We start from the raw sequence: 18,716 nt of genomic DNA, 5'->3' as shown, positions 1-18,716 counted from the left end.
TCTGCTGTGAAGCACGACTCTCTCGAAAGCTTTATCGAGAACGTCTGCGGCGAAAGCCATCTCCGGGTCGAAACCGACCTCGGGGATGGCTTCGTCCGTTTGAGGAGCGCGGAAGCCGAGCGGCGCCAAGCCGCGCATGACATACGGTCAACGGAAGACATCGTTATCGAGATGTTGAGAAACGCGCGCGACGCCCATGCGCGCAGTATCTTCCTCGCGGTTACCCGCGAGGATCGGCGGCGGAAATTGGTCATGATCGACGATGGAGACGGCGTTCCTCTTTCTATGCACGAGCGCATCTTCGAACCGCGCGTTACCTCGAAGCTCGACACCATGTCCATGGATAAGTGGGGCGTTCACGGACGCGGCATGGCCCTGTACTCTATTGCCGTCAATTCCGAGTCTGCGTACGTAGCGGCTTCGGATTCGGGCAAAGGATCTTCGTTGTACGTCGAGACGAACCTGGACAAGGTGGGGGAGAAGACCGATCAGTCGAGTTTCCCCACGTTCGAGCGAAACGAGTCGGGGAGCGTGGTCGTACGCGGGCCTAAGAACATACTGCGTACGGCATGCGAGTTCGCCATCGAGAGCAGAACAAGCTGCACGGTGTATCTGGGATCCGCCACGGACGTAGCCGCCACGCTATACGCGTTCGGGCTTGCTTCGCTGACCTCGTCAGCGAGGGCGTTCTGTAAAGAGCCGTCTCGCCTTCCCGTAAGCAAGCGGCTGTCCGTATGCGCTGACCCCGCTTCGTTCGCACGGGAAGCAGCCCGATTGGGTCTTGAATTGTCCGAGCGAAGCGCACGCCGCATCATGGACGGAGAAATAGTCCCGTTGTCGCCGCTTATCGATCGGATTCGCATCGAGGCTGTTGGAGGACCCGACAGCGCCCCGACGCCTCCGCGCAACGTGCGCGATCATGCAGCTACGCAAGATGCACGCGGCTTGAAAATCGCCACCGAGGACTTGGAGGTCTTCTCGAGGCGCATTGCCGCAGCATTCGAAGACGTGGCGCGCGACTACTACCTCGAATCGGGGGTGAGCCCGGAGGTTCGCGTTGGGAAGGAGTGCATTCGCATCACCATTCCTATTGCCAAGTTGCGATAACGCCTGGACGCCCTGCTTGCTTCGAGTTCTCCATGGTTTCGGCATACCCGCAGGTTGCACGCCATAGATCGAATGGGTAGAATGTTGAATGCATAAACATTGCAGGCTGAGCGAAGCATATTTATCGAACTAAACGCACGCGTAACGGACCAAACGAAAAAGGATATGCATGTCCACTACAGAGCATAAGCCAGACGTCGGCTGCCTGAAGGTGTCGTCGAAATCGTCTCCCGCTTCCGTAGCGGGCGCCATCGCAGGCATGGTGAAGGACGGCGTTTCTGTCGAGATTCAAGCTGTGGGAGCGGGAGCCGTCAATCAGGCAGTCAAAGCCATCGCTATTTCTCGGGGGTTTCTGTCACCTATTGGAATCGAAATCGCCTGCGTCCCTTCGTTTGCCGACATCGTAATCGACGGTGAATACCGTACCGCGATCCGATTCGCAGTGGATCCTCGCTATACGCGCGGCGTCGGAACTTCAGTTTCCGACGAGCGTCGCGACTCCCTTTCCGACCTCTAAGATAGACGAGCCTATGCAAACTCCCTTTACGAACTTGACGTTCTGCATCCGTACGTTCGGATGCCAAATGAACAAACATGATTCCGAGCGTATTGCCGGGATGCTCGAGGGCCTGGGGGCTCTCATGGTGGATTCCATCGAGGATGCGGACATCGTCGCGTTCATGACGTGCTGCGTTCGCGAAGCGGCCGATACGCGCCTGTACGGCCAAGTCGCTTCTCTCAAGAATATCCCGCTGCGCGAAGGCACCCCCCTTTCCAAGCGCGTTGTGGCTGTTGGAGGCTGCATCGGCCAACGTGACGGAGAGAAGCTTACCGAAGAACTGCCTCATCTTGATGTGGTATTCGGAACGCACAACTTAGGATCGTTGCCGCGCCTTTTACAAGCGGCTATAGAAGAGGGCGGACATCAGGTGGAAGTGCTTGATGCGGCCTCTTCGTTTCCGACCGAGTTGCCCACGGCGCGCGAACACGAATGGGCGGCCTGGCTTCCCATCACCATCGGCTGCAACAACTTCTGCTCTTACTGCATCGTGCCGTACGTGCGCGGGCGGGAGAAGTCGCGTCCGCTCGAGGACATCGTCAGCGAAGCGGAGCGGTATGTGGCTGCTGGTGTAAAAGAGATCACCCTGTTGGGCCAAAACGTGAATTCGTACGGTCGCGATCTGTATGGATCGCCTCGTTTCGCGCAGGTGCTTGACGCGCTCGATGCTACGGGAATCGAGCGACTCCGCTTTGCCACGAGCCATCCGAAGGATTTGACCGACGAGGTGATCGCGAAATTCGGTTCGCTACGTTCCCTTATGCCCGCTTTGCATCTTCCGGTTCAGTCCGGATCCGATGCTGTCTTAGCTGCAATGAATCGCCGTTACACGCGCGAGCACTACCGGGGCCTTATCGCCAAGCTGCGCGACGCTTGCCCTGATATCGCGCTGTCGACCGATATTATCGTAGGCTTTCCAGGCGAGACCGCCAAGGATTTCGAAGATACCTACCGGCTGCTTGACGAGGTAGGCTACCACCAGGTGTTCACGTTCATCTACTCGAAGCGCGAAGGCACGCCTGCCGCTTCCATGGACGATGGTACGCCGCGCGAGGTTATCCAGCAGCGTTTCGATCGCTTGGTGGACCTTGTGCAGGACAAGGCGTTCGCAGCGAACCAGAAAGACCTGGGAACTACGGTGGATGTGCTGGTAGAGGGCGGATCGAAGCGCGACGACACTCTTCTGACGGGTAAGAGCCCCAAGAACCAAACTGTCCATGCAGCTGTTCCTGCGGGGCTTTCGGTGGAGAGTCTGACCGGCCAAACGGTGCGCGTGCGCATCGACGAAGCAAAAACGTGGTATCTGGCGGGCGAGGTTGTAGACGGTGCTTAGCCTTTCGGCCCCTGTTGTATGCGTCGTAGGCCCCACGGCATCGGGCAAGACTGCACTTGCGCAGGCGCTTGCCTTCAAATTGAACGGCGAAGTGATCAGCGCCGATTCGATGCAAGTGTATCGCGGTATGGATATCGGCACGGGAAAGCTTCCTGTTCAGGATCGCATCGTGGCTCATCACGGATTCGATTTGGTCGATCCGGGTGAGCCTTATTCGGCGGCGTTGTTCCAGGCGTATGCGCGAGATTGTTTTCTCGACGTAGACGCGCGCGGACGAAGAAGCGTGCTCTGCGGCGGTACGGGGTTTTACGTGCGGGCGGCGATCGACGACTACGATTTTCCCAAAGGAGAGCAGGTCGGCAACCCCGTGCGAGATCGGTGCAACCGTCTTGCGCGGGAGCAGGGTCCCGAAGCTCTGTGGAAGCTTCTTGCGGATCGCGACAAGGAAAGCGCTGGCTTGATTCCGCCTGCCGATGTGAAACGCGTTGCTCGTGCTTTCGAGCTTCTCGAGGACGGTACGACGTATGCCAAACAGCGCGCCAAACTTGCGCAGCTGCCGCAATACATTCCCGCCGTGTTCGTGGGGCTGGCCGTCGACCCCGACGTTCTTCGCGTCCGGATCGACGCCCGTGTCGACCAGATGATCGAAGACGGCTTAGTCGACGAGGTGAAGCGCCTGCTCCAAAAGGGGTTCAGAAACGGGATCACGGCTCCGCAAGCCATTGGGTACAAGGAGATCGTTGCCGCGCTCGACGGTGAAACTACCATGGAGGAAGCGATTCTCGGTATCAAAACGGCAACGCACCGGTATGCAAAGCGACAACGTACCTGGTTTCGCAAAGATGCGCGCATCCGCTGGATCGATGCAAATACCCTCGATATGGGCGCGATGCTGCGCGCGTCTTTGACGGTTCTCGAAGAAACCCAACCGCTTGCAAGCGGTTGTTGAAGATAGCGATGTTCTCTGGGAAGGATGGCTTGATGTCCGATTTCGAAGCAGTGATTACGCGCGGCATGACACCTACTGCTGAAGTGAGGCGCGAGCGAGCCGTTCTTGTGGGAGTCGACCGCCCCGGAACCGCATGGCCGCTCGCCTCGTCTTTGGCAGAACTCGAGCGGTTGGTTGATACAGCGGGAGCCGATGTCGTTGCCAGTACTACGCAAAAACTCGAGGCACCGAATCCTCGCACCTTCGTGGGTACGGGCAAAGCAGAAGAAGTTGCCGAGCTGGCGCGGGCCCATGCTGCAGATCTCGTCGTTTTCGACGATGAGCTGACGCCTTCTCAGCAGGCGAATCTGGAGAAGGTGGTAGGGCGCGATGTGAAGGTCATCGACAGAACAGCCCTTATCTTGGATATCTTCGCTTTGCATGCAACCAGCAAGGAAGGTCGTTTGCAGGTGCGGCTAGCTCAGAACCAGTACCTGTTGCCTCGCTTACGCGGTATGTGGGCCCACTTGGCTTCGAACCGTATGGGCGGCGGCGTGGGCTCGCGCTTCGGCGAAGGCGAAAGCCAGCTTGAAGTCGACCGACGCATGGTTCGCAAACGAATCACTTCGATCAAGCGCGAGCTCAAGCATCTTTCCGAGGTGCGTGCCGTGCAGCGTGAAAGTCGCTATGAGAGCGGCATGTTCAAGGTGGCGTTGGCGGGCTATACGAATGCGGGCAAGTCGAGCCTGCTCAATCGTCTGACGAAGGCTGATGTGCTTGCGTACGACAAGCTGTTTGCAACGCTGGACTCCACGACCCGCAAGTTCGAGCTTCCCGAAGGCCGGGAAATAACTATTACCGATACGGTTGGGTTCATTCAAAAGCTTCCGACGACGCTTGTCGAGGCATTCAAATCGACGCTTGACGAGATTACGGGTGCGGACTTGGTGTTGCATGTAGTGGACGCTTCTTCGGAGGAGTACCAAGGTCAGATAGATGCCGTCGATGCCATTCTGGGTCAAATTGGCGCTCAAGATCTTCAGCGCATTCTAGTGTTTAATAAATGCGACCTGCTTGACCAGGAGCATCAAAATGCCCTCGAGACGCGTCATGCTCAAGCTCGGTTCGTCTCCGCCGAAACAGGGGAGGGGATTGCAGGGCTAATCGAGCATATCGCGCGCGTTGCTTCGGCGCATGACGATCACCTGAGCGTGTTGCTGCCGTACCACCGGGGAGATCTTGTTTCGCTTGCGCACGAGCGTTGCCATATTCTATCGGAGACTCACGAAGAGCAGGGAACGAAGATCACCATGCTGGTGTCGCCGTCGTTTTCCGGATTGTTCGCGCCGTTCGTTTGCGAAGAGTAAAACGACGGGCAGTCTCCAGGTTGCGTGCTTGCTGCATCATGCGAATGCTTGCTAACCGCATCGCAGCACACGAGAAGATCCACGCGTCAGGCCCATGTTAGAGTTACTCTAACATGGGCCTGACATCGTTTCGCCGCCATGTCGCCATGCCACCATAGGGAAGTGTCTCTCTCGAAAGAACTGATTACGGTTAAAGACGGCGAAACACTGCGACAACTTTGCCCGCGATGGAGCAATCGCGGGTGATGATGGGATCCATTGAAGAGTTTTCCGGTTGCAGTCGAATATGATCCTGCTCTTTAAAGAAGCGCTTGACAGTTGCACCGTCATCGATAATAGCCACAACGATGTCCCCGTTGTTCGCAACAGGCTGTTCTTTCACCACAACATAGTCGCCGTCGTTGATTCCAGCTTCAATCATGCTTTCCCCGCGAACCGATAGAAGGAACGAGGGAGAATCCCCCACTATGTCAGTCGGGAGGGAGATAGTGTCGGTAATGTTCTCTTCTGCAAGGATGGGAGAGCCTGCTGCAACGTTTCCAACCAGCGGAACGTTCACGATCTTGCTGAAACTCGGCTGTACGACATTCGTTGCAAGCGCAGCATCCTCAAGGGGGTAGGTAAGCGCTATGGAACGGGATTTGAGCGGGTCGCGCCTGATAAGCCCCTTGTCTTCAAGCGCTTTCAAGTGAACGTGCACTGTGGAAGGGGAGGAGAGCCCCAGACTCTGGCAAACCTCGCGCACGGTAGGGCCGTACCCCTTTTCGCGAATGCACTCTTCGATGCAATCAAGTACAGCTTGCTGGCGCTTCGTCACTTTTTCGGACATACTTCATCCTTTCCTAAAAGCGTACAAATGTTTTGATTACATGTTGACATGAACCTTTGTTCGCTCTATTATATACGCGAACAAAGGTTCTAAGCAAGAGCAAGGAGGCAGAAAGGTGAGGAATTTCGAGATGCGCTACCCGACCGACGGCACGTCTGCTTTGCAACCCGAGCTTCATGATTGCTCGGTAAAAAACGCTCGCATACTTTCTTTTCCGAATCGTGCGGCCTCTTCAGGCGGTTTTGAAGTTCGATCGGTTTCTCGCTCCTGCCCAGGATCATGCGGTACGTTTGAGGGTCTTGTTCGGATTTTGCGGCAAGGCAATTGTCGCGGACGGGCTTATGACCGCTTTAATACGCGGCAGGCTGTTACGGGTGGAATTGTGCTTACCGCTTGCTCTTTTGCCAGCGTACTCTTGAGTCTGTAACAACGACGGTTTTCAAGCGGTGCATGCGATTACGCAGTGGAAGCGTTGGTTTTCTTGCAGTGATCAAAGAACGTAATTGAACCACTATATGTAGTATGTTAGGCTAGGGCAAATTCGAGAGAAGGAGTCCAGCCTATGCGTTGCCCAGCCTGTGGAAATCCTGAATCGAAGGTTGTCGATTCCCGACCTTCCGAAGACGGCACGGCTATTCGGCGCCGTCGTGAATGCCTTGATTGCAGTCGACGGTTCACCACGTACGAACGACTGGGTGACAACCCCTTGCTCATAATCAAAACGGACGGATCATCCGAAGCTTACGACCGCCAGAAGCTCATGCGCGGCTTGCTTATGGCTTGTGCGAAAAGGCCTATATCGCCTGAGCAGATCGGATCGCTTATCGACAGCATAGAGAGCGAACTCCGCAACGCCTCCAAGAGCGAGATTAAATCTAAAGAGCTAGGCGATATGGCGCTTGTCCGCCTAGCTAAGCTCGACGATGTGGCCTACGTTCGCTTTGCAAGCGTGTACAAGGACTTTCAGAACGTCGAAGAATTCTCGGCTGCACTTGAAGGGTTGCGATATCATGACTGACCTTACAATACCGGTAAAGCAACTCGATTCCGGTTTACCCGTGCCTGCGTATGCCTATGCAGGAGATGCGGGAGTTGATTTGCGTGCCACCTGCGATGAAATGCTGCAACCTTTTGAGCGAAAGCTTGTTCCTTGCGGCATCGCGATGGCAATACCGCAAGGCTATGCGGGCTTCGTTCTGCCGCGAAGCGGCCTTGCCATCAAGCACGGTATTTCTCTGGTAAATGCACCCGGTTTGATCGACAGCAACTACCGTGGGGAGATAAAAGCAGTTCTTGTGAATCTCGATCCCCAGGAACCGTTTGAGATCAAGCGCGGTGATCGTATTGCTCAGCTGGTTATCATGAAGGTGCCGGACATCGCTTTCGAATCCGCAGAAGGGCTTCCTGAAAGCAATAGGGGTACGGGTGGTTTCGGCAGCAGCGGCGTGCGGTCGTAAGGCGATACGATCATCTTAGAGTTACTCTAAGTCGCAGTACAAAAGCACTTAGAGTAACTCTAAGTGCTAAAATTCTCGACTGAATAGACACTGGGACACGAACGAAAGGGATTCGACGTGAGCGGCGTGCCATGCTACAGCATAAGCGATGTCGTTGACACGACGGGTATCTCTGCATTTACGATTCGCTATTACGACAAGTGCGGGTTCTTTCCAGATCTCGCACGCGACCATCGTGGTGTGCGTTCGTTTTCTCAGGCTGACATAACGCAATTGCTGTTTGTGGATGCGCTGAGAAAAAGCGGGCTTTCGATCGAGGGTATTCAGTACTTTGTGAAGCTCCAAAAACGTGGGATTGCGACGCAGGCTGAACGCTTAGGAATCGTCAGAGACCAGGAAGCGGTTCTCGAGTATCAAATCATCGAATTGCAGGAGAGTTTGAAGCGCTTGCATGCAGCGAGTATGGAGTTGTCGGTAAGCAATTCGAGCCAATAGTGCATCATGGTATAGTTTGATAACAGATCGTCGAAAATTACTGCGATTTCCATGACCTAGGAGTCGCAAAAGGTCAATATAGGGCCTTAGAATGGATCTCAGAGCGTCGTTTATAAAAAGCCTGGTCAGAGGCATGAAATAGAGGGTATTTATGACAGACGAAGAAAACAAGGCTCCTGAAGCGCCTCCAGCGCCGAAAAGCAATCAGGAAGAAGAGTATCAACCTCCAACCGGCCCGCGGATGTCGATTGCGCCACCGCCGTTTCAGCCGAACATGCAGGATTATCGCGAACTGAAATCTTCCCAGACGCTGATCATGGTCGCAAATATCGCCGGGCCCGTTTCGTTGTTCATCGGCGGCGTCTTGTTGAGCGGTACGGGGCTTATATGCGGAATAATCGGCTATAGAAAATTGAGCGCGCTCGCAAAGAGGCAGACCGAAGTTGCTGCCGTTGCATCTCGTTTAAGGCGATCGAGCGTCGTAGGCATGGTTATTTGCGGCATCGCACTCGTCCTCAATGCGGTTTCCCTGTACTTCCTGCTTCCAGAAGTCATGCAGCTAGTCGAAAGCGGTGACTACACTGGACTTGCAGCCGATGTCGGAAGCGGAGCTGCGGGTCCCAGCACGACGTGGGGCTAAAGTCGCGCATTCGCAACCAGTCTGTTTTGCATGCCGACGGCAATCGTATGCATAAAGCATTACGAAGCCGTCGGCATTAGTTCCTTTAAAGGAACTAATGCGCTCACGAACCATGCCTTCCATCAGCCCCTTTATCACTCCTTATCACTCCCCTTCATGCGCTTCATAATTTATTGATAACATATCTTATGTAAAATAAACTAAAATTATCACATTATGTCGCCTCAGGTCATGTCGCCTCAATGGCTTCTGAATATGCAAACCGTTTAGGAGTGATGATTATGCGCGCGAAAGCGTCTGGGTGATCGCCATGCGGCCTACTTGCTTCGGGATTCTGCAGTACCCTCGATTTCGAGAGCTTTACCCTGCCGCGCCCGACGGCATCCCTCGCGGCAACCTGCTCGAACTGTCCTGCAATCCTTTCAACGGGCAGATCGTCGTAACGTTCCAGCGCTCCGATACGGCCATCGAACTCGTGCAGTTCGCCCTGGACGCACTTAATGGACATGGCTCGTTCGGCGGCTTCGCCCGCCCGGTGGTCGAAGCGGAGCCGCGCTACGCATTGCGGGCGATGATCTGACGATTGCCTGCAATGCGTAGCGCTTCCCTCTCGCAGCGCATCTACCTACGGCTCCCTGCCGCTGCAGGTGCGTAGCGCTGTCAAGCGTTTCCGCTACATCATCCTCTCGAAAACCAGGTTGCATACGGTTCTGTCGCCGCCACCGAATCCAGCAGAAGCCGCCGTGGACTGAGCGAAAGTATGCAGGCGATATCCTTGCGCATATTGCTGATTGCAAATCTCCTCGATTTCCGTGAAGTTCTTCGATCCTTTGCCGACGAACTTCTCCCTCAGCACCACCTGCATAACGCGGTATTGCCCTTCGTTGAAGTTGGTCTTTCCTGCTTCGTCATTGAAATTGTCCATAAAACCCATGGTCGCACTCCCCTAGTCGTTGCCAAGCGCACCCGTAAAAGGTGCGCTGCCCCTGATCAGAACACCATCTCTCGTCAGTATAGACGCTTTTCAAGCGCGCAACGATCGTCAGGAGAAGAAACTTGTCCGAAAGGAGCTCCCCAGGGAGACGATGCGCCGAAGGCCTCGCTCTTCTAACCCCGAACCTCCCCCTCCGTTCGACGCTTCAACTCTTCAACCAGCAGAAACCGTCGCGTTTTTCCCGTTGCGGTATGAGGGATCTCGTCCATAAACTCCAGGCGCACGGGAAGCAGGTGCTCATGCGCCTCTTGAGCGCGCATATAGTCTTGCACTTTCGCGAGCGTTGCGCACCTCCCATTCTCTGGAACCGCGAAGAGACACACCACTTCGCCTAAGCGTTCGTCGGGCATGCCAATTGCTGCATGGTCGCCGATGCCTGGACAGCCGTCGACAAGATGATCCACTTCAACCGCGCTGATGTTCTCGCCGCCGCGGATGATGATTTCCTTCTTTCGTCCATTGATGCGAATTCGACCCTGTTCGTCCTGATAGCACAGATCCCCGCTGTAGAACCATCCTTCGTCGTCAAGCGCCTTGTCAGTGCGTTCGGGATCTCCCAGATAGCCGACGAACTGATGCGGTCCGCGCGAAGCCTCTTCTCCCTGCGTCCCCCGCGGAACCTCGTTGCGATGCTCGTCTACCACGCGCACCTCGATTCCCGGATACGGAATTCCCGACCAGCTTCCATTCCAAGCAAGACAATCCGCGGGTGGCACGTATACGTGAGGGCAACTCTCGGTCGAGCCGTACACCTCGCAAAGCAGCACACCGTGCCTCCATGCGCGTTGGACGAGGGAGCCTGGAACAGGAGCACCGCCGCAAAGGAACAACTCGAGAGATTCGAGCTTTTTGCCGGTCCGATCAAGCTCGTTCAACAGGTCGAATATGAAGGGCGTCGCCCCCATGGACCACGTGCACCGCTCCTCATTGACCAAGTCAACAGCTTCTTTGACATCAAATCGCTCCTGCAACACAGCACGTCCGCCAAGGATCATTGGAGAAAGCAGCCCGTGAAAGAACCCCGTAGCATGATTGAGCGGCGACGGCATGTACATCACATCCTGCTTTGCCCTCCCGGCGCCAGAAATGAACGAGGTTTCGGAAAACAGGATGTTATTATGCGTGAGCATGGCTGCCTTCGGTTTTCCTGTAGAGCCGGACGTTGAGAGAATGCAGGCCACGTCGTCAGAAGAGACGTCAGGCCGACTAGGAGTCTGCCGGACGTCTTGAAGAACAGCGGACAAAGCCGTGCCCCGTTGCGCAGGCGCAAGACGATCGACGAACAGCAGAGAGCGCAACGAGGGGACCTCGTGTCGGGCATCGAGCGCCAACGACTCGAAGTCAGTGGATTCGAACAACGTGGGGCCTATGTAAGCCCTTGATGCAACTTGGTTCATGTTCTGAACTACGCTGCGTCTCCGACGATCAATGGAAAGCGGATGCATAACTGCGCCCGCTTTCAGGCAGGCAACGTAGACGATGCAGAACTCTGCCCAGGTGGGCATCTGGAACGAAACGACGTCCCCAGGCTCTATCCCCTGATCGATCAGCCAAAAGGCAAGTTTCGAAGCGGATTCGTCCACTTCGCCGTACGTAAAACTGGAACCCTTGCTGTCGGTAACGTACGTATCCGACCAGCAAGCTGCCGCCTGCGCCTCCCACACATCTAGGATGGTCTTTTCAGTCCACAGCCCCTCGCGGTAGTACCGCGATTTCCGGTTCTCGTTGATTCTTGCTTCGGTGATCATGACGCCCCTTTCATGAAAGCCCTGGTACCATCCTAGCGTTCCACGTAAGGAGAATCACCGGTCAAACGCGTGGCTTCGCGCGGTCTGCCACCTGGTTCAATGGTTCGCCTGGGCGGTCCGCTGGTCTGGACTGATCTGCTGAAACGAGGTATCCTTCCTGGTAGAGGCCGAAAAGGGCGGCCTACGAAGGAGGGGTAAGCATGAAGATCAGGAACGCGTTTGTCGCATGTGCGGCCGCAATGTTCATGGCGTTCGGGGCGGTTGCGCTCACAGGATGCGGACCCAGCGACGAGGAGATCATTCGCGAAGGCGTCATCGAACAGCTCGAAGCTATCAAAACGCTCGATCCCGCTTTGCTCGACGAGCTCGCCACAGGCGCAGGCACGGCTGAAATGGCCGCATACGGGATAGATCCTAAAGAGTTCGTCACGTCGTATCTGGCAGGTTTCGACTATCGCGTTGACAGCGTAACAGTAGATGGCGACAAAGCCCAGGCCAGCGTGGTTCTCACCTGCAAGAACCTCAAGGAATTCGAGAAGGGATTCGCAGAAGCGACTCAAGCGCTCGCATCCGATGAAACTGTTGCCAACATGACCGAAGCAGAAATCACCTCGAAGATCGGCCAAATCATCATGGATACGCTCGGGACTCTTCAGCCGGCCGAAACGGCGCCCATCACCATCGGATACGAACTCAAAGATGACGCCTGGATGCCCGATTCCAATGCCGAGCAGGCTGTTTCAAACGCGCTTTTCGGCAACTAAATGCAGGTTGAGGCTACTCGATGCACGCTACGGTTCGGCTACCGCTTGGCAACCGAACGCGTTTCACGTTGCAGACGGCCATGCCTTAAGCGTATTCTGCGCCTAGGGCTTTAGCGGGCACGCAAGGAGGATGCAATGGGATACGTCATAGGCCTGTTATGCTTTATGGGGGCCGTAATGTGCGCTTCATTTGTTCGGCGCCTTGCATAGCGGCAAAAAGCTCGATTAAGAAAGGCGGGTTGCGAAGGCAGCCCGCCTTTTGCATCGCTGGTAAAACTATCCATCCGTAGCTTAGAGTTACTCTAAGCTACGGAACCAACGAGAATCGATAGCAGATTATCGGGCTGTAGTCGAATATCTGGACGTTCCATCGCGAGAGTTCAGGTTGTACCGAAGACATCAGAAACGGCAGCGTGAGCTCGCGCGTTTCGCCTGGCGCAAGAGCGTTCCACGATTCGTCGTGCGCATTGCAGGTTATGCCGGCATCTTCGGGATTCGCCGGATACAGCGCCCCGAGCAAATGCTTGTCCATGCCTATCTCGCTTTGACTGACATTGGCATCCGAAGCGTCGTCCGAACACCGGAGGTTCAATATCGGAATAGTCGCCGCCGCTTCAAGCGAAGGATTGGATGCTTCGATATCGACAAGTACAACTGTTTTATCTGGATCGTAATCAAAACTCCGCAAACGAAGCAGACGAAACCGTTCTTGCTCCGGTCACCTTCATACTGAAGGTCGGCAAATCAGAAGCAACCCGCAGGTATCGAGGCCAGAGCCCTTCCCCGGAGTCCTTCTGTACGCTCAGCAAAGGAAGACCGGCTTCGACGAAAGGCTTCACGTCGTCAGGAACCATCGCCCATTCGCTTTCATCGAAATCGCCCCGGCTATATGCCTTTCCCTGCGTGATGCCAGTCAAATCGAGCGAATCGCCGAACGCGGTTTCGACAACCGTATCCACGATCATTTCAGATCGAACGCCCACCGCGGAAACCTCTCGAGCGCCGGAGTCTTGCGAAGCGGGACTATTCGGTTGACCGGGAATATAGCGCCCCGCAAACCATCCCATCGTAAGCAGAAATACCGCAACGCAGCAAACGCAAAGCAGTATGCGCGTTCTTTTCGAGGTCGATGTCATGCAAGCACCTTCGTTCGTATCGTCCTTTACTTGGGTTGACTCTAGCATTGATCAGCGACATAGGACAATGGTGATATTTTTCACCCAACCGCACGGCATCGATTGCGATCTTTGCGAATTCGAAGCGACATGCGCTGGGGTATGCTTATGCAATAAGACGAACGGAAAGGATGCACGTCAATGCTGGATGCCCCCACCCTGCTCATGCTGGCCTGCGTTGGGGTGCTGTGCCTGACAAGCTGCTGGCTTACGACCCGCGCGCTTGTTTTCAAGCCCCACGATCATGCAGCTTTGCGCAGCGCAGGGATTGCAGCAGCTTGCTTTGCAACGTCGATCATAGGATGCTTGGCGCTTTCGGACGGTTTCGGACCCGAAGCTGCCGCCGCATGCTCCGCGACAATCTTCGCAGCGACTACGGTATTGTTGGCTGCGGTGAATCGAACCCAGCGGCAAACAAGCCCTGACACCGAGCCCGCCTGCAGGATCGACGCGAACGTTCCTGCAGGCGGGCCGTATCCTTGCGCGATGCAGCTTGACGATGCGACGCTGCGAGCGCACATGGCGCGCGCATACGATCTAACCCGTCGCGAAGAGGAGATCTTGGGGCTGCTCCTTGACGGGTACGCTCAAGCAGATCTGCCGACCGAGCTTTGCATAGCGGAAAACACCGTTAAAACCCACGTACGACATATCTATCGCAAACTCGGCGTCCGCAGTCGTGACGAGCTGTTCAGGAAAGCGGAGTCGTTCGGGACGTCGCGCAAACGAAATGCGACATCCCGAACTGCCGAAGACTAGCCTATAGGCGAATCCTCGTGCTCAAGGCTCACCGCTTTCCTCTTCACGCCATCAAGCCGACGCTTCAAGATCACGCCGAGCAGGATGCACAACGCCAGGATTGCGGCGCATATCAGATAGGCTGCATCGAACGTGCCCGTGACGTCGAACACCACATCGGCCATGACCGGCGCCAGCACGCCCGAAAGTCCCCAGGCAAGATAAAGAATGCCGTAGTTCGTCCCGTAGTTCCTCAAACCGTACAGATCCGCCGTCATCGAGGGAAACACGCTCAAGAGCGTCCCGTACGAGAATCCAACGAACAGAGCCCCCAGCGTCAGCAGCGCGAAGCTTCCGTACAGCGCGAACAAGCACATATTGAGGCACTGGATGGCGAACACTAGAACAAGGGTGTTGATGCACCCGATCTTGTCCGACAGGATGCCGCCCACAACACGACCGCCCGTATTGAACAGGGCTAGAAGAGAAACGAGCAAGGCTGCGTAGCCTGCAGCGCTCGCAGGATCCTGGATGGTCGCGATCTTCGAAAGGTTGCCGATGATCATGAGCCCCACCGAAGACGACAGCGCGAACAACGCGAACAGCAGGTAGAACTCCTTGGTTCGGATCATTTGACGCCACGTACGATCCGGGGTCCGCTCGACGGATGCCCTTCCCGCTTTGCGAACGGAGGCGGAAGCGGGAACGTAATCAGCTTCGGGGTTCTTGATAAGCTGGGCGATGGGCACGCTTACGGCAATCGTGACAATGCCCAGGATCAGGAACGTCTGCGAAATGCCAAAGCCTTCGATCAACATCTGCGTAGCCGGTGCAAGATAAACCGCCGCCAACCCGAAACCGCCGACGACGAGTCCTGCGACAAGTCCCTTCTTGGACGGATCGAACCACTTCAAAGCGCACGGCGTAACGCAGCCGTAGCCCAATCCGATTCCCGTTCCAGTAAGAACTCCGTACGCAAGGCACACCCCGAGCACGCTTTGCCCCGCAAACGACGAAAGAACCATGCCCAAGCCAGCCAGCAAGCCTCCTGCCGTGATAACTTTGCGAGGCCCTATCCTGTCTTGCACGATGCCGCCGCCCAACAATCCAAGCGCGAAGAACACGATAGCGATGGTGTACGGCAATCCCGCCTGCGCGCTCGACCAACCGAACCCGCCTACGTCGGGCGCGGCAGTCAGCCCTGACTTGATGACGCTCCATGAATACAGCAAGCTGATGGAGAGGTTGAACAGAACTCCTGCCATCAGGACGACGTTTGCTCTTCCTTGAGTCCTTGATCGGCGCATAGATCCTCCTCGTCTTGGGGGAAAGCACGCAGTATAGCGAACGACGTTCGGGGTCTTGATGCTTGCTCATCCTTTTCCGATAAGCGGCAAGCGCATCGTTTACGTCGCGAGCCGTCGTTTCTAGCAAGGATCGACAAGAACATGCATATAACCTAGTAAAATGCTTTTGATTATGCGAAAGCGGGCGCCAGGGTCGCATTACGTGAGGAATACGCCAATCGGCGAACGGTTGTCGGCGGACGACCCGCACAGCCGTTGCGGCTCATTGAAAATACGAGAGCCAACAAGCGAAAACCTTCGCACCTAAGCCGCGCCGACGTCGATCGAACGTCGGAATCCCGACATGTGGCCCCAAAACGGGACCTGTGACAAAAAATCGATCGCCGCAACCGCGCCTTAGAACAGCTCGTTAGCAAAAGGCCTGATCAGATGTAAGCTATGGCTAATATGCGGCTCTAAATACCGTGGAAATTGTCACAGGTCCCGTTTTGGGGCCAAAAGTCGACCCCCCTCCGCCACCTGAGCCTGACGACGAACAGGCAGGGTTTCGCACAGACAACGGAGAAGGCGAGACCGCGTCGGCCTCGCCTTCCTGTCAAGGAGCTTCAGCAACTCCTTATATATCAGGTTAATCGACTCCTGCTGGAAGCTTACGCCACCGGAGGGGTGCCCTCGGCGTTGCCGAAGATGGCGTCGATCTGCACCAGGGCGTCCATGGGCAGAGCGGAGGCGCCCACGACTCGGCGAGCAGGGGTGCCGCCCGGGAAGAACGTCGCGTACACTTCGTTCACCGCATCAAGGTCGTCGATGTTCTTCAGGAAGATGTTCACCTTGACGGCGTCCTCCATCACGTGGTCGACGCACTCGATGATGGCCTTGATGTTCTTGAAGCACTGCTCGGCCTGCTCCTTGACACCGCCAGCAACCATGGCGCCCGTGGCGGGGTCGATGCCCAGCTGAGCGGAGATGTTGTTGTAGTGCGAGAAGGCGACGGTCTGCGTGGAGAGCTTGCACTTCGGCGCAGCGTCCGTGTTGTTAGCCTCGAGGATGAGACCGTGACGGTCCTCGACCAGCTGCGGGGGCGTGCCGTCGCCATGGGAAACCACGGCTTCGATCTGCACGAGCGCATGCATGGGAAGGCCGGCAACCTCGACCACCGTGCGAGCCGGCATGTAGGCGACCGCGCGGGCGATGCCCGAATCCGGGAAGAAGCGCGTGTACGCCTCGTTCATGGCGTCCGTGTCGGCGAGGTCCTTGAGGAACACGTTCACCTTGACGATGTCGTCGAAGGGCACGTCGATGCTCTCGAGCACGGCCTTGATGTTCTTCAGGCACTGAGCGGTCTGCTCGCGCACGCCGCCGACCACGATCTGGTTCGACTTGGGGTCGATGGGCAGCTGGGCGGAGATGTTGTTGTAGTGCGAGAACGCCACGGACTGCGTGGACATGACGTCCAGCGGAGCGTTGTGCGTGTTGTTCGTGTACTTCAGGATGTCGCCAGCCTGCGGAGCGTTGGGGATGGTGCCTTCGCCGTTGGAGATCAAAGCCTCGACTTGGATCAGGGCATCCATGGGCAGGGCGTCAACAGCGACAACCGTGCGGGTGGGCACGTAGGTCGGGAAGAACACCTTCTGCACCTCGTCGACGGCATCCATGTCCTGGATGTCCTTGACGAAGATGGTGATGCGGATGACATCGTTCATGACGTGATCGATGCTGTCGATAATCGTCTCGATGTTCTCGAAGCACTGCACGGCCTGCTCCGTGATGCCGCCGGGCACCAACTCGCCGGTGGCGGGATCGATCGGCAGCTGAGCCGAAAGGTTGTTGTAGTGCGAGAAGGCCACGGTCTGCGAGTACAGATCGCTCACCGGGGCATCTTCCGTGTTCCTTGCCAGTACTACGTTATCGCCGCTCATTAGTACCCTCCTTTTAGAGTGTCTCGCTTACGATGCTTGCGATCGGACCGCATGGGCCCTGTTCCCGAGGCGGATCGTCCAAGGGACGTTCCTAGTCTTTTTGGGAGGGCTGCATTATACCTATTTGTGCAGGTGCACAAATCCCTTTTCGGCAGATTTCCCCGCAGCCTTGCCGGGTCCGTCCGACCGTTCGCCGCAAAATATGGAAGGCTGAAAGCTGGCATGCAAAAAACGGGTGCGTTGCCCTTGTTTCATGCAGGATTATCGCACCTACCGTTCACCGATTAATTTTCGCGCACGTGCGCATGACCGCAATATCACCACGGAATATACCGAACTTCGTCCCGCAACGAAACGAAGGCGCCCTCCTGCGCAAAAAGCGACAGAGGGGCGCCTTCGTCAATGTACGACGAGCGCTTCCGAAGCTACCCTCGCCTTCCTCCGGCGTTCAACCAGGCCAGCAAGCCCGTGCAACCGGCCAGCACGTCGTCGTACGTGGTTTCGAAGTCGCCCGTGTACCACGGGTCGGCCACATCGCGATCCGTGTCCGTGAATTCGAGCAGCTTGACGCAGCGGCCTTCGGCCTCCCTACCCAGTTGACGACTCATGTCGCGCATATTCGCCTCGTCCATGCCCACGAACAGGTCCCACTCCCCCGCGTCAGCCCGCTTGAGGCGTCGCGCCCTCTTGTCGGAGCAGTCGATCCCCTGCGCCGCGAGCACGGCGCGCGTTCCTGAATGCACGGGGCTTCCTATCTCGTCATCGTGGGTGGCCGCCGACTCGATGACGAACGCACCGGCCAGCCCGCGTTTGGCAACCAGGTCCTTCATGACGAACTCCGCCATGGTAGAGCGACAGATGTTGCCGTGGCATACGAACAGGATACGGTACGGCGCGCTCATCGGGCAGCCTCCTCGGGCTCGAGCACTTCTTCGTAGCAGGCAAGCAGGTCGGGCATGACGCGTTTGATGCTAACAGGCTTGAACGTAGTCGCATCGACCAAGCAATGGGTGCTGCGCCCCGTGCAGCACGGCTTCTCCGTATTCATGTCCTGCCCTTCTCTGAACACTTCGTAGGCGTACACGGTCTTCGTCGGCCGCGACAGCACGACACGCGTGCGCACGATGGCCGTGTCTCCGTAGCGCAAGGGCATGCCGTAGTCGCATTCGAAATGCGTGACGGGAGAAAGGTAGCCTGCCTCTTCGATGCGCGCGTACGGAAATCCGATCGCCTCCAGAAACGAGGTGCGCGCGTCTTCGAAGTACAGCAGGTAGTTTGCATGATAGACGATGCCCATCATGTCGGTTTCAGCATAGCGTATGGTTATTGGCGTGCAGACGCGCATGGGTGGCGGCC

General features: G+C 56.5%; 21 protein-coding genes. 12 read left to right on the top strand and 9 right to left on the bottom strand.

Annotated features, from left to right (window positions below):
* Positions 1 to 6: 6 nt before the first annotated feature.
* From DMP08_RS01635 to hflX, 5 genes are all read left to right on the top strand, one after another.
* The gene (locus DMP08_RS01635; protein WP_123191270.1) at positions 7 to 1,107 is read left to right on the top strand and encodes an ATP-binding protein; all 1,101 of its coding nucleotides are present in this window, start codon (positions 7 to 9) and stop codon (positions 1,105 to 1,107) included.
* A gap of 169 nt (positions 1,108 to 1,276) precedes the next feature.
* On the top strand, positions 1,277 to 1,624 hold the full coding sequence (locus tag DMP08_RS01630) for a stage V sporulation protein S (protein ID WP_123191269.1): 348 nt from the start codon (positions 1,277 to 1,279) through the stop codon (positions 1,622 to 1,624).
* Between the two features lie 13 nt (positions 1,625 to 1,637).
* Positions 1,638 to 2,999: a tRNA (N6-isopentenyl adenosine(37)-C2)-methylthiotransferase MiaB gene (miaB, locus tag DMP08_RS01625; RefSeq protein ID WP_123191268.1), complete on the top strand. Its 1,362-nt coding sequence runs from the start codon at positions 1,638 to 1,640 to the stop codon at positions 2,997 to 2,999.
* Positions 2,992 to 3,948 (top strand): tRNA (adenosine(37)-N6)-dimethylallyltransferase MiaA, encoded by a 957-nt coding sequence (gene miaA, locus DMP08_RS01620; RefSeq protein WP_123191267.1) that lies wholly within the window; start codon positions 2,992 to 2,994, stop codon positions 3,946 to 3,948. Before miaB ends, miaA begins: the two co-directional genes overlap by 8 nt.
* Before the next feature lie 32 nt (positions 3,949 to 3,980).
* The gene (gene hflX / locus DMP08_RS01615) at positions 3,981 to 5,294 is read left to right on the top strand and encodes a GTPase HflX (RefSeq protein ID WP_123191266.1); all 1,314 of its coding nucleotides are present in this window, start codon (positions 3,981 to 3,983) and stop codon (positions 5,292 to 5,294) included.
* 190 nt (positions 5,295 to 5,484) lie between these two features.
* Here hflX and lexA read toward each other — a convergent pair whose 3' ends face one another.
* Complete coding sequence (gene lexA / locus DMP08_RS01610) at positions 5,485 to 6,123, bottom strand: transcriptional repressor LexA (RefSeq protein WP_123191265.1); 639 nt, start codon at positions 6,121 to 6,123, stop codon at positions 5,485 to 5,487.
* Between the two features lie 562 nt (positions 6,124 to 6,685).
* Here lexA and nrdR point away from each other — a divergent pair.
* From nrdR to DMP08_RS01585, 5 genes are all read left to right on the top strand, one after another.
* Positions 6,686 to 7,141, top strand: a complete 456-nt coding sequence (gene nrdR, locus DMP08_RS01605) for a transcriptional regulator NrdR (RefSeq protein ID WP_123191264.1) — start codon at positions 6,686 to 6,688, stop codon at positions 7,139 to 7,141.
* A complete protein-coding gene (gene dut, locus DMP08_RS01600; RefSeq protein WP_170158400.1) occupies positions 7,134 to 7,580 on the top strand; it encodes a dUTP diphosphatase in 447 nt (148 codons plus the stop codon). Before nrdR ends, dut begins: the two co-directional genes overlap by 8 nt.
* Before the next feature lie 117 nt (positions 7,581 to 7,697).
* Positions 7,698 to 8,075 carry a MerR family transcriptional regulator gene (locus DMP08_RS01595; RefSeq protein ID WP_244596740.1) on the top strand — a complete coding sequence of 126 codons (378 nt, stop codon included), beginning with the start codon at positions 7,698 to 7,700 and terminating at the stop codon, positions 8,073 to 8,075.
* A 151-nt stretch (positions 8,076 to 8,226) separates the two neighbouring features.
* The gene (locus DMP08_RS01590; RefSeq protein WP_244596738.1) at positions 8,227 to 8,715 is read left to right on the top strand and encodes a hypothetical protein; all 489 of its coding nucleotides are present in this window, start codon (positions 8,227 to 8,229) and stop codon (positions 8,713 to 8,715) included.
* A 301-nt stretch (positions 8,716 to 9,016) separates the two neighbouring features.
* Entirely contained in the window at positions 9,017 to 9,295 is a 279-nt protein-coding gene (locus DMP08_RS01585; protein ID WP_123191262.1) for a hypothetical protein, read from the top strand.
* Positions 9,296 to 9,388: 93 nt separating this feature from the next.
* Here the strand turns inward: DMP08_RS01585 and DMP08_RS01580 are convergent, their stop codons facing one another.
* Together DMP08_RS01580 and fadK are read right to left on the bottom strand one after the other, a co-directional pair.
* Positions 9,389 to 9,649, bottom strand: a complete 261-nt coding sequence (locus DMP08_RS01580; RefSeq protein WP_123191261.1) for a DUF4177 domain-containing protein — start codon at positions 9,647 to 9,649, stop codon at positions 9,389 to 9,391.
* A gap of 173 nt (positions 9,650 to 9,822) precedes the next feature.
* The gene (fadK, locus tag DMP08_RS01575; protein WP_123191260.1) at positions 9,823 to 11,457 is read right to left on the bottom strand and encodes a medium-chain fatty-acid--CoA ligase; all 1,635 of its coding nucleotides are present in this window, start codon (positions 11,455 to 11,457) and stop codon (positions 9,823 to 9,825) included.
* 200 nt (positions 11,458 to 11,657) lie between these two features.
* Here fadK and DMP08_RS01570 point away from each other — a divergent pair, with 200 nt between their 5' ends.
* A complete protein-coding gene (locus tag DMP08_RS01570; RefSeq protein ID WP_123191259.1) occupies positions 11,658 to 12,221 on the top strand; it encodes a hypothetical protein in 564 nt (187 codons plus the stop codon).
* A 307-nt stretch (positions 12,222 to 12,528) separates the two neighbouring features.
* On the opposite strand, the gene DMP08_RS01565 is transcribed toward DMP08_RS01570, so the two are convergent.
* A complete protein-coding gene (locus DMP08_RS01565) occupies positions 12,529 to 12,753 on the bottom strand; it encodes a hypothetical protein (protein ID WP_123191258.1) in 225 nt (74 codons plus the stop codon).
* Positions 12,754 to 12,895: 142 nt separating this feature from the next.
* Positions 12,896 to 13,204, bottom strand: coding sequence for a hypothetical protein (locus DMP08_RS01560; protein WP_148042315.1), 309 nt, complete (start codon positions 13,202 to 13,204; stop codon positions 12,896 to 12,898).
* 333 nt (positions 13,205 to 13,537) lie between these two features.
* Here DMP08_RS01560 and DMP08_RS01555 point away from each other — a divergent pair, with 333 nt between their 5' ends.
* Positions 13,538 to 14,155 (top strand): response regulator transcription factor, encoded by a 618-nt coding sequence (locus DMP08_RS01555; RefSeq protein ID WP_123191256.1) that lies wholly within the window; start codon positions 13,538 to 13,540, stop codon positions 14,153 to 14,155.
* On the opposite strand, the gene DMP08_RS01550 is transcribed toward DMP08_RS01555, so the two are convergent.
* The 4 genes from DMP08_RS01550 to DMP08_RS01535 all read right to left on the bottom strand — a co-directional run bounded on the left by DMP08_RS01550 (position 14,152) and on the right by DMP08_RS01535 (position 18,705).
* Positions 14,152 to 15,399 carry an L-lactate MFS transporter gene (locus DMP08_RS01550; RefSeq protein WP_211328366.1) on the bottom strand — a complete coding sequence of 416 codons (1,248 nt, stop codon included), beginning with the start codon at positions 15,397 to 15,399 and terminating at the stop codon, positions 14,152 to 14,154. The genes DMP08_RS01555 and DMP08_RS01550 overlap by 4 nt on opposite strands.
* A gap of 692 nt (positions 15,400 to 16,091) precedes the next feature.
* Complete coding sequence (locus DMP08_RS01545) at positions 16,092 to 17,360, bottom strand: RidA family protein (protein ID WP_114566090.1); 1,269 nt, start codon at positions 17,358 to 17,360, stop codon at positions 16,092 to 16,094.
* 425 nt (positions 17,361 to 17,785) lie between these two features.
* Complete coding sequence (locus DMP08_RS01540) at positions 17,786 to 18,262, bottom strand: low molecular weight protein-tyrosine-phosphatase (RefSeq protein WP_123191254.1); 477 nt, start codon at positions 18,260 to 18,262, stop codon at positions 17,786 to 17,788.
* Positions 18,259 to 18,705: an acyl-CoA thioesterase gene (locus DMP08_RS01535; protein WP_123191253.1), complete on the bottom strand. Its 447-nt coding sequence runs from the start codon at positions 18,703 to 18,705 to the stop codon at positions 18,259 to 18,261. The genes DMP08_RS01540 and DMP08_RS01535 overlap by 4 nt, the downstream gene beginning before the upstream one ends.
* Positions 18,706 to 18,716: the final 11 nt, after the last annotated feature.

Source organism: Paraeggerthella hongkongensis (assembly GCF_003726035.1).
Lineage (GTDB): Bacteria > Actinomycetota > Coriobacteriia > Coriobacteriales > Eggerthellaceae > Paraeggerthella > Paraeggerthella hongkongensis.
Note: the sequence above shows the minus strand (reverse complement) of the source record. Positions and strands in the feature narration are given on the sequence as shown.

Coding starts and splice junctions, on each gene's coding strand:
- DMP08_RS01630 (WP_123191269.1), top strand. CDS start 1,277: ATGTCCACTACAGAGCATAAGCCAGACGTCGGCTGCCTGAAGGTGTCG.
- miaB (WP_123191268.1), top strand. CDS start 1,638: ATGCAAACTCCCTTTACGAACTTGACGTTCTGCATCCGTACGTTCGGA.
- hflX (WP_123191266.1), top strand. CDS start 3,981: ATGTCCGATTTCGAAGCAGTGATTACGCGCGGCATGACACCTACTGCT.
- lexA (WP_123191265.1), bottom strand. CDS start 6,123: ATGTCCGAAAAAGTGACGAAGCGCCAGCAAGCTGTACTTGATTGCATC.
- nrdR (WP_123191264.1), top strand. CDS start 6,686: ATGCGTTGCCCAGCCTGTGGAAATCCTGAATCGAAGGTTGTCGATTCC.
- dut (WP_170158400.1), top strand. CDS start 7,134: ATGACTGACCTTACAATACCGGTAAAGCAACTCGATTCCGGTTTACCC.
- DMP08_RS01590 (WP_244596738.1), top strand. CDS start 8,227: ATGACAGACGAAGAAAACAAGGCTCCTGAAGCGCCTCCAGCGCCGAAA.
- DMP08_RS01580 (WP_123191261.1), bottom strand. CDS start 9,649: ATGGGTTTTATGGACAATTTCAATGACGAAGCAGGAAAGACCAACTTC.
- fadK (WP_123191260.1), bottom strand. CDS start 11,457: ATGATCACCGAAGCAAGAATCAACGAGAACCGGAAATCGCGGTACTAC.
- DMP08_RS01570 (WP_123191259.1), top strand. CDS start 11,658: ATGAAGATCAGGAACGCGTTTGTCGCATGTGCGGCCGCAATGTTCATG.
- DMP08_RS01565 (WP_123191258.1), bottom strand. CDS start 12,753: ATGGACAAGCATTTGCTCGGGGCGCTGTATCCGGCGAATCCCGAAGAT.
- DMP08_RS01555 (WP_123191256.1), top strand. CDS start 13,538: ATGCTGGATGCCCCCACCCTGCTCATGCTGGCCTGCGTTGGGGTGCTG.
- DMP08_RS01550 (WP_211328366.1), bottom strand. CDS start 15,399: ATGGCAGGAGTTCTGTTCAACCTCTCCATCAGCTTGCTGTATTCATGG.
- DMP08_RS01545 (WP_114566090.1), bottom strand. CDS start 17,360: ATGAGCGGCGATAACGTAGTACTGGCAAGGAACACGGAAGATGCCCCG.
- DMP08_RS01540 (WP_123191254.1), bottom strand. CDS start 18,262: ATGAGCGCGCCGTACCGTATCCTGTTCGTATGCCACGGCAACATCTGT.
- DMP08_RS01535 (WP_123191253.1), bottom strand. CDS start 18,705: ATGCGCGTCTGCACGCCAATAACCATACGCTATGCTGAAACCGACATG.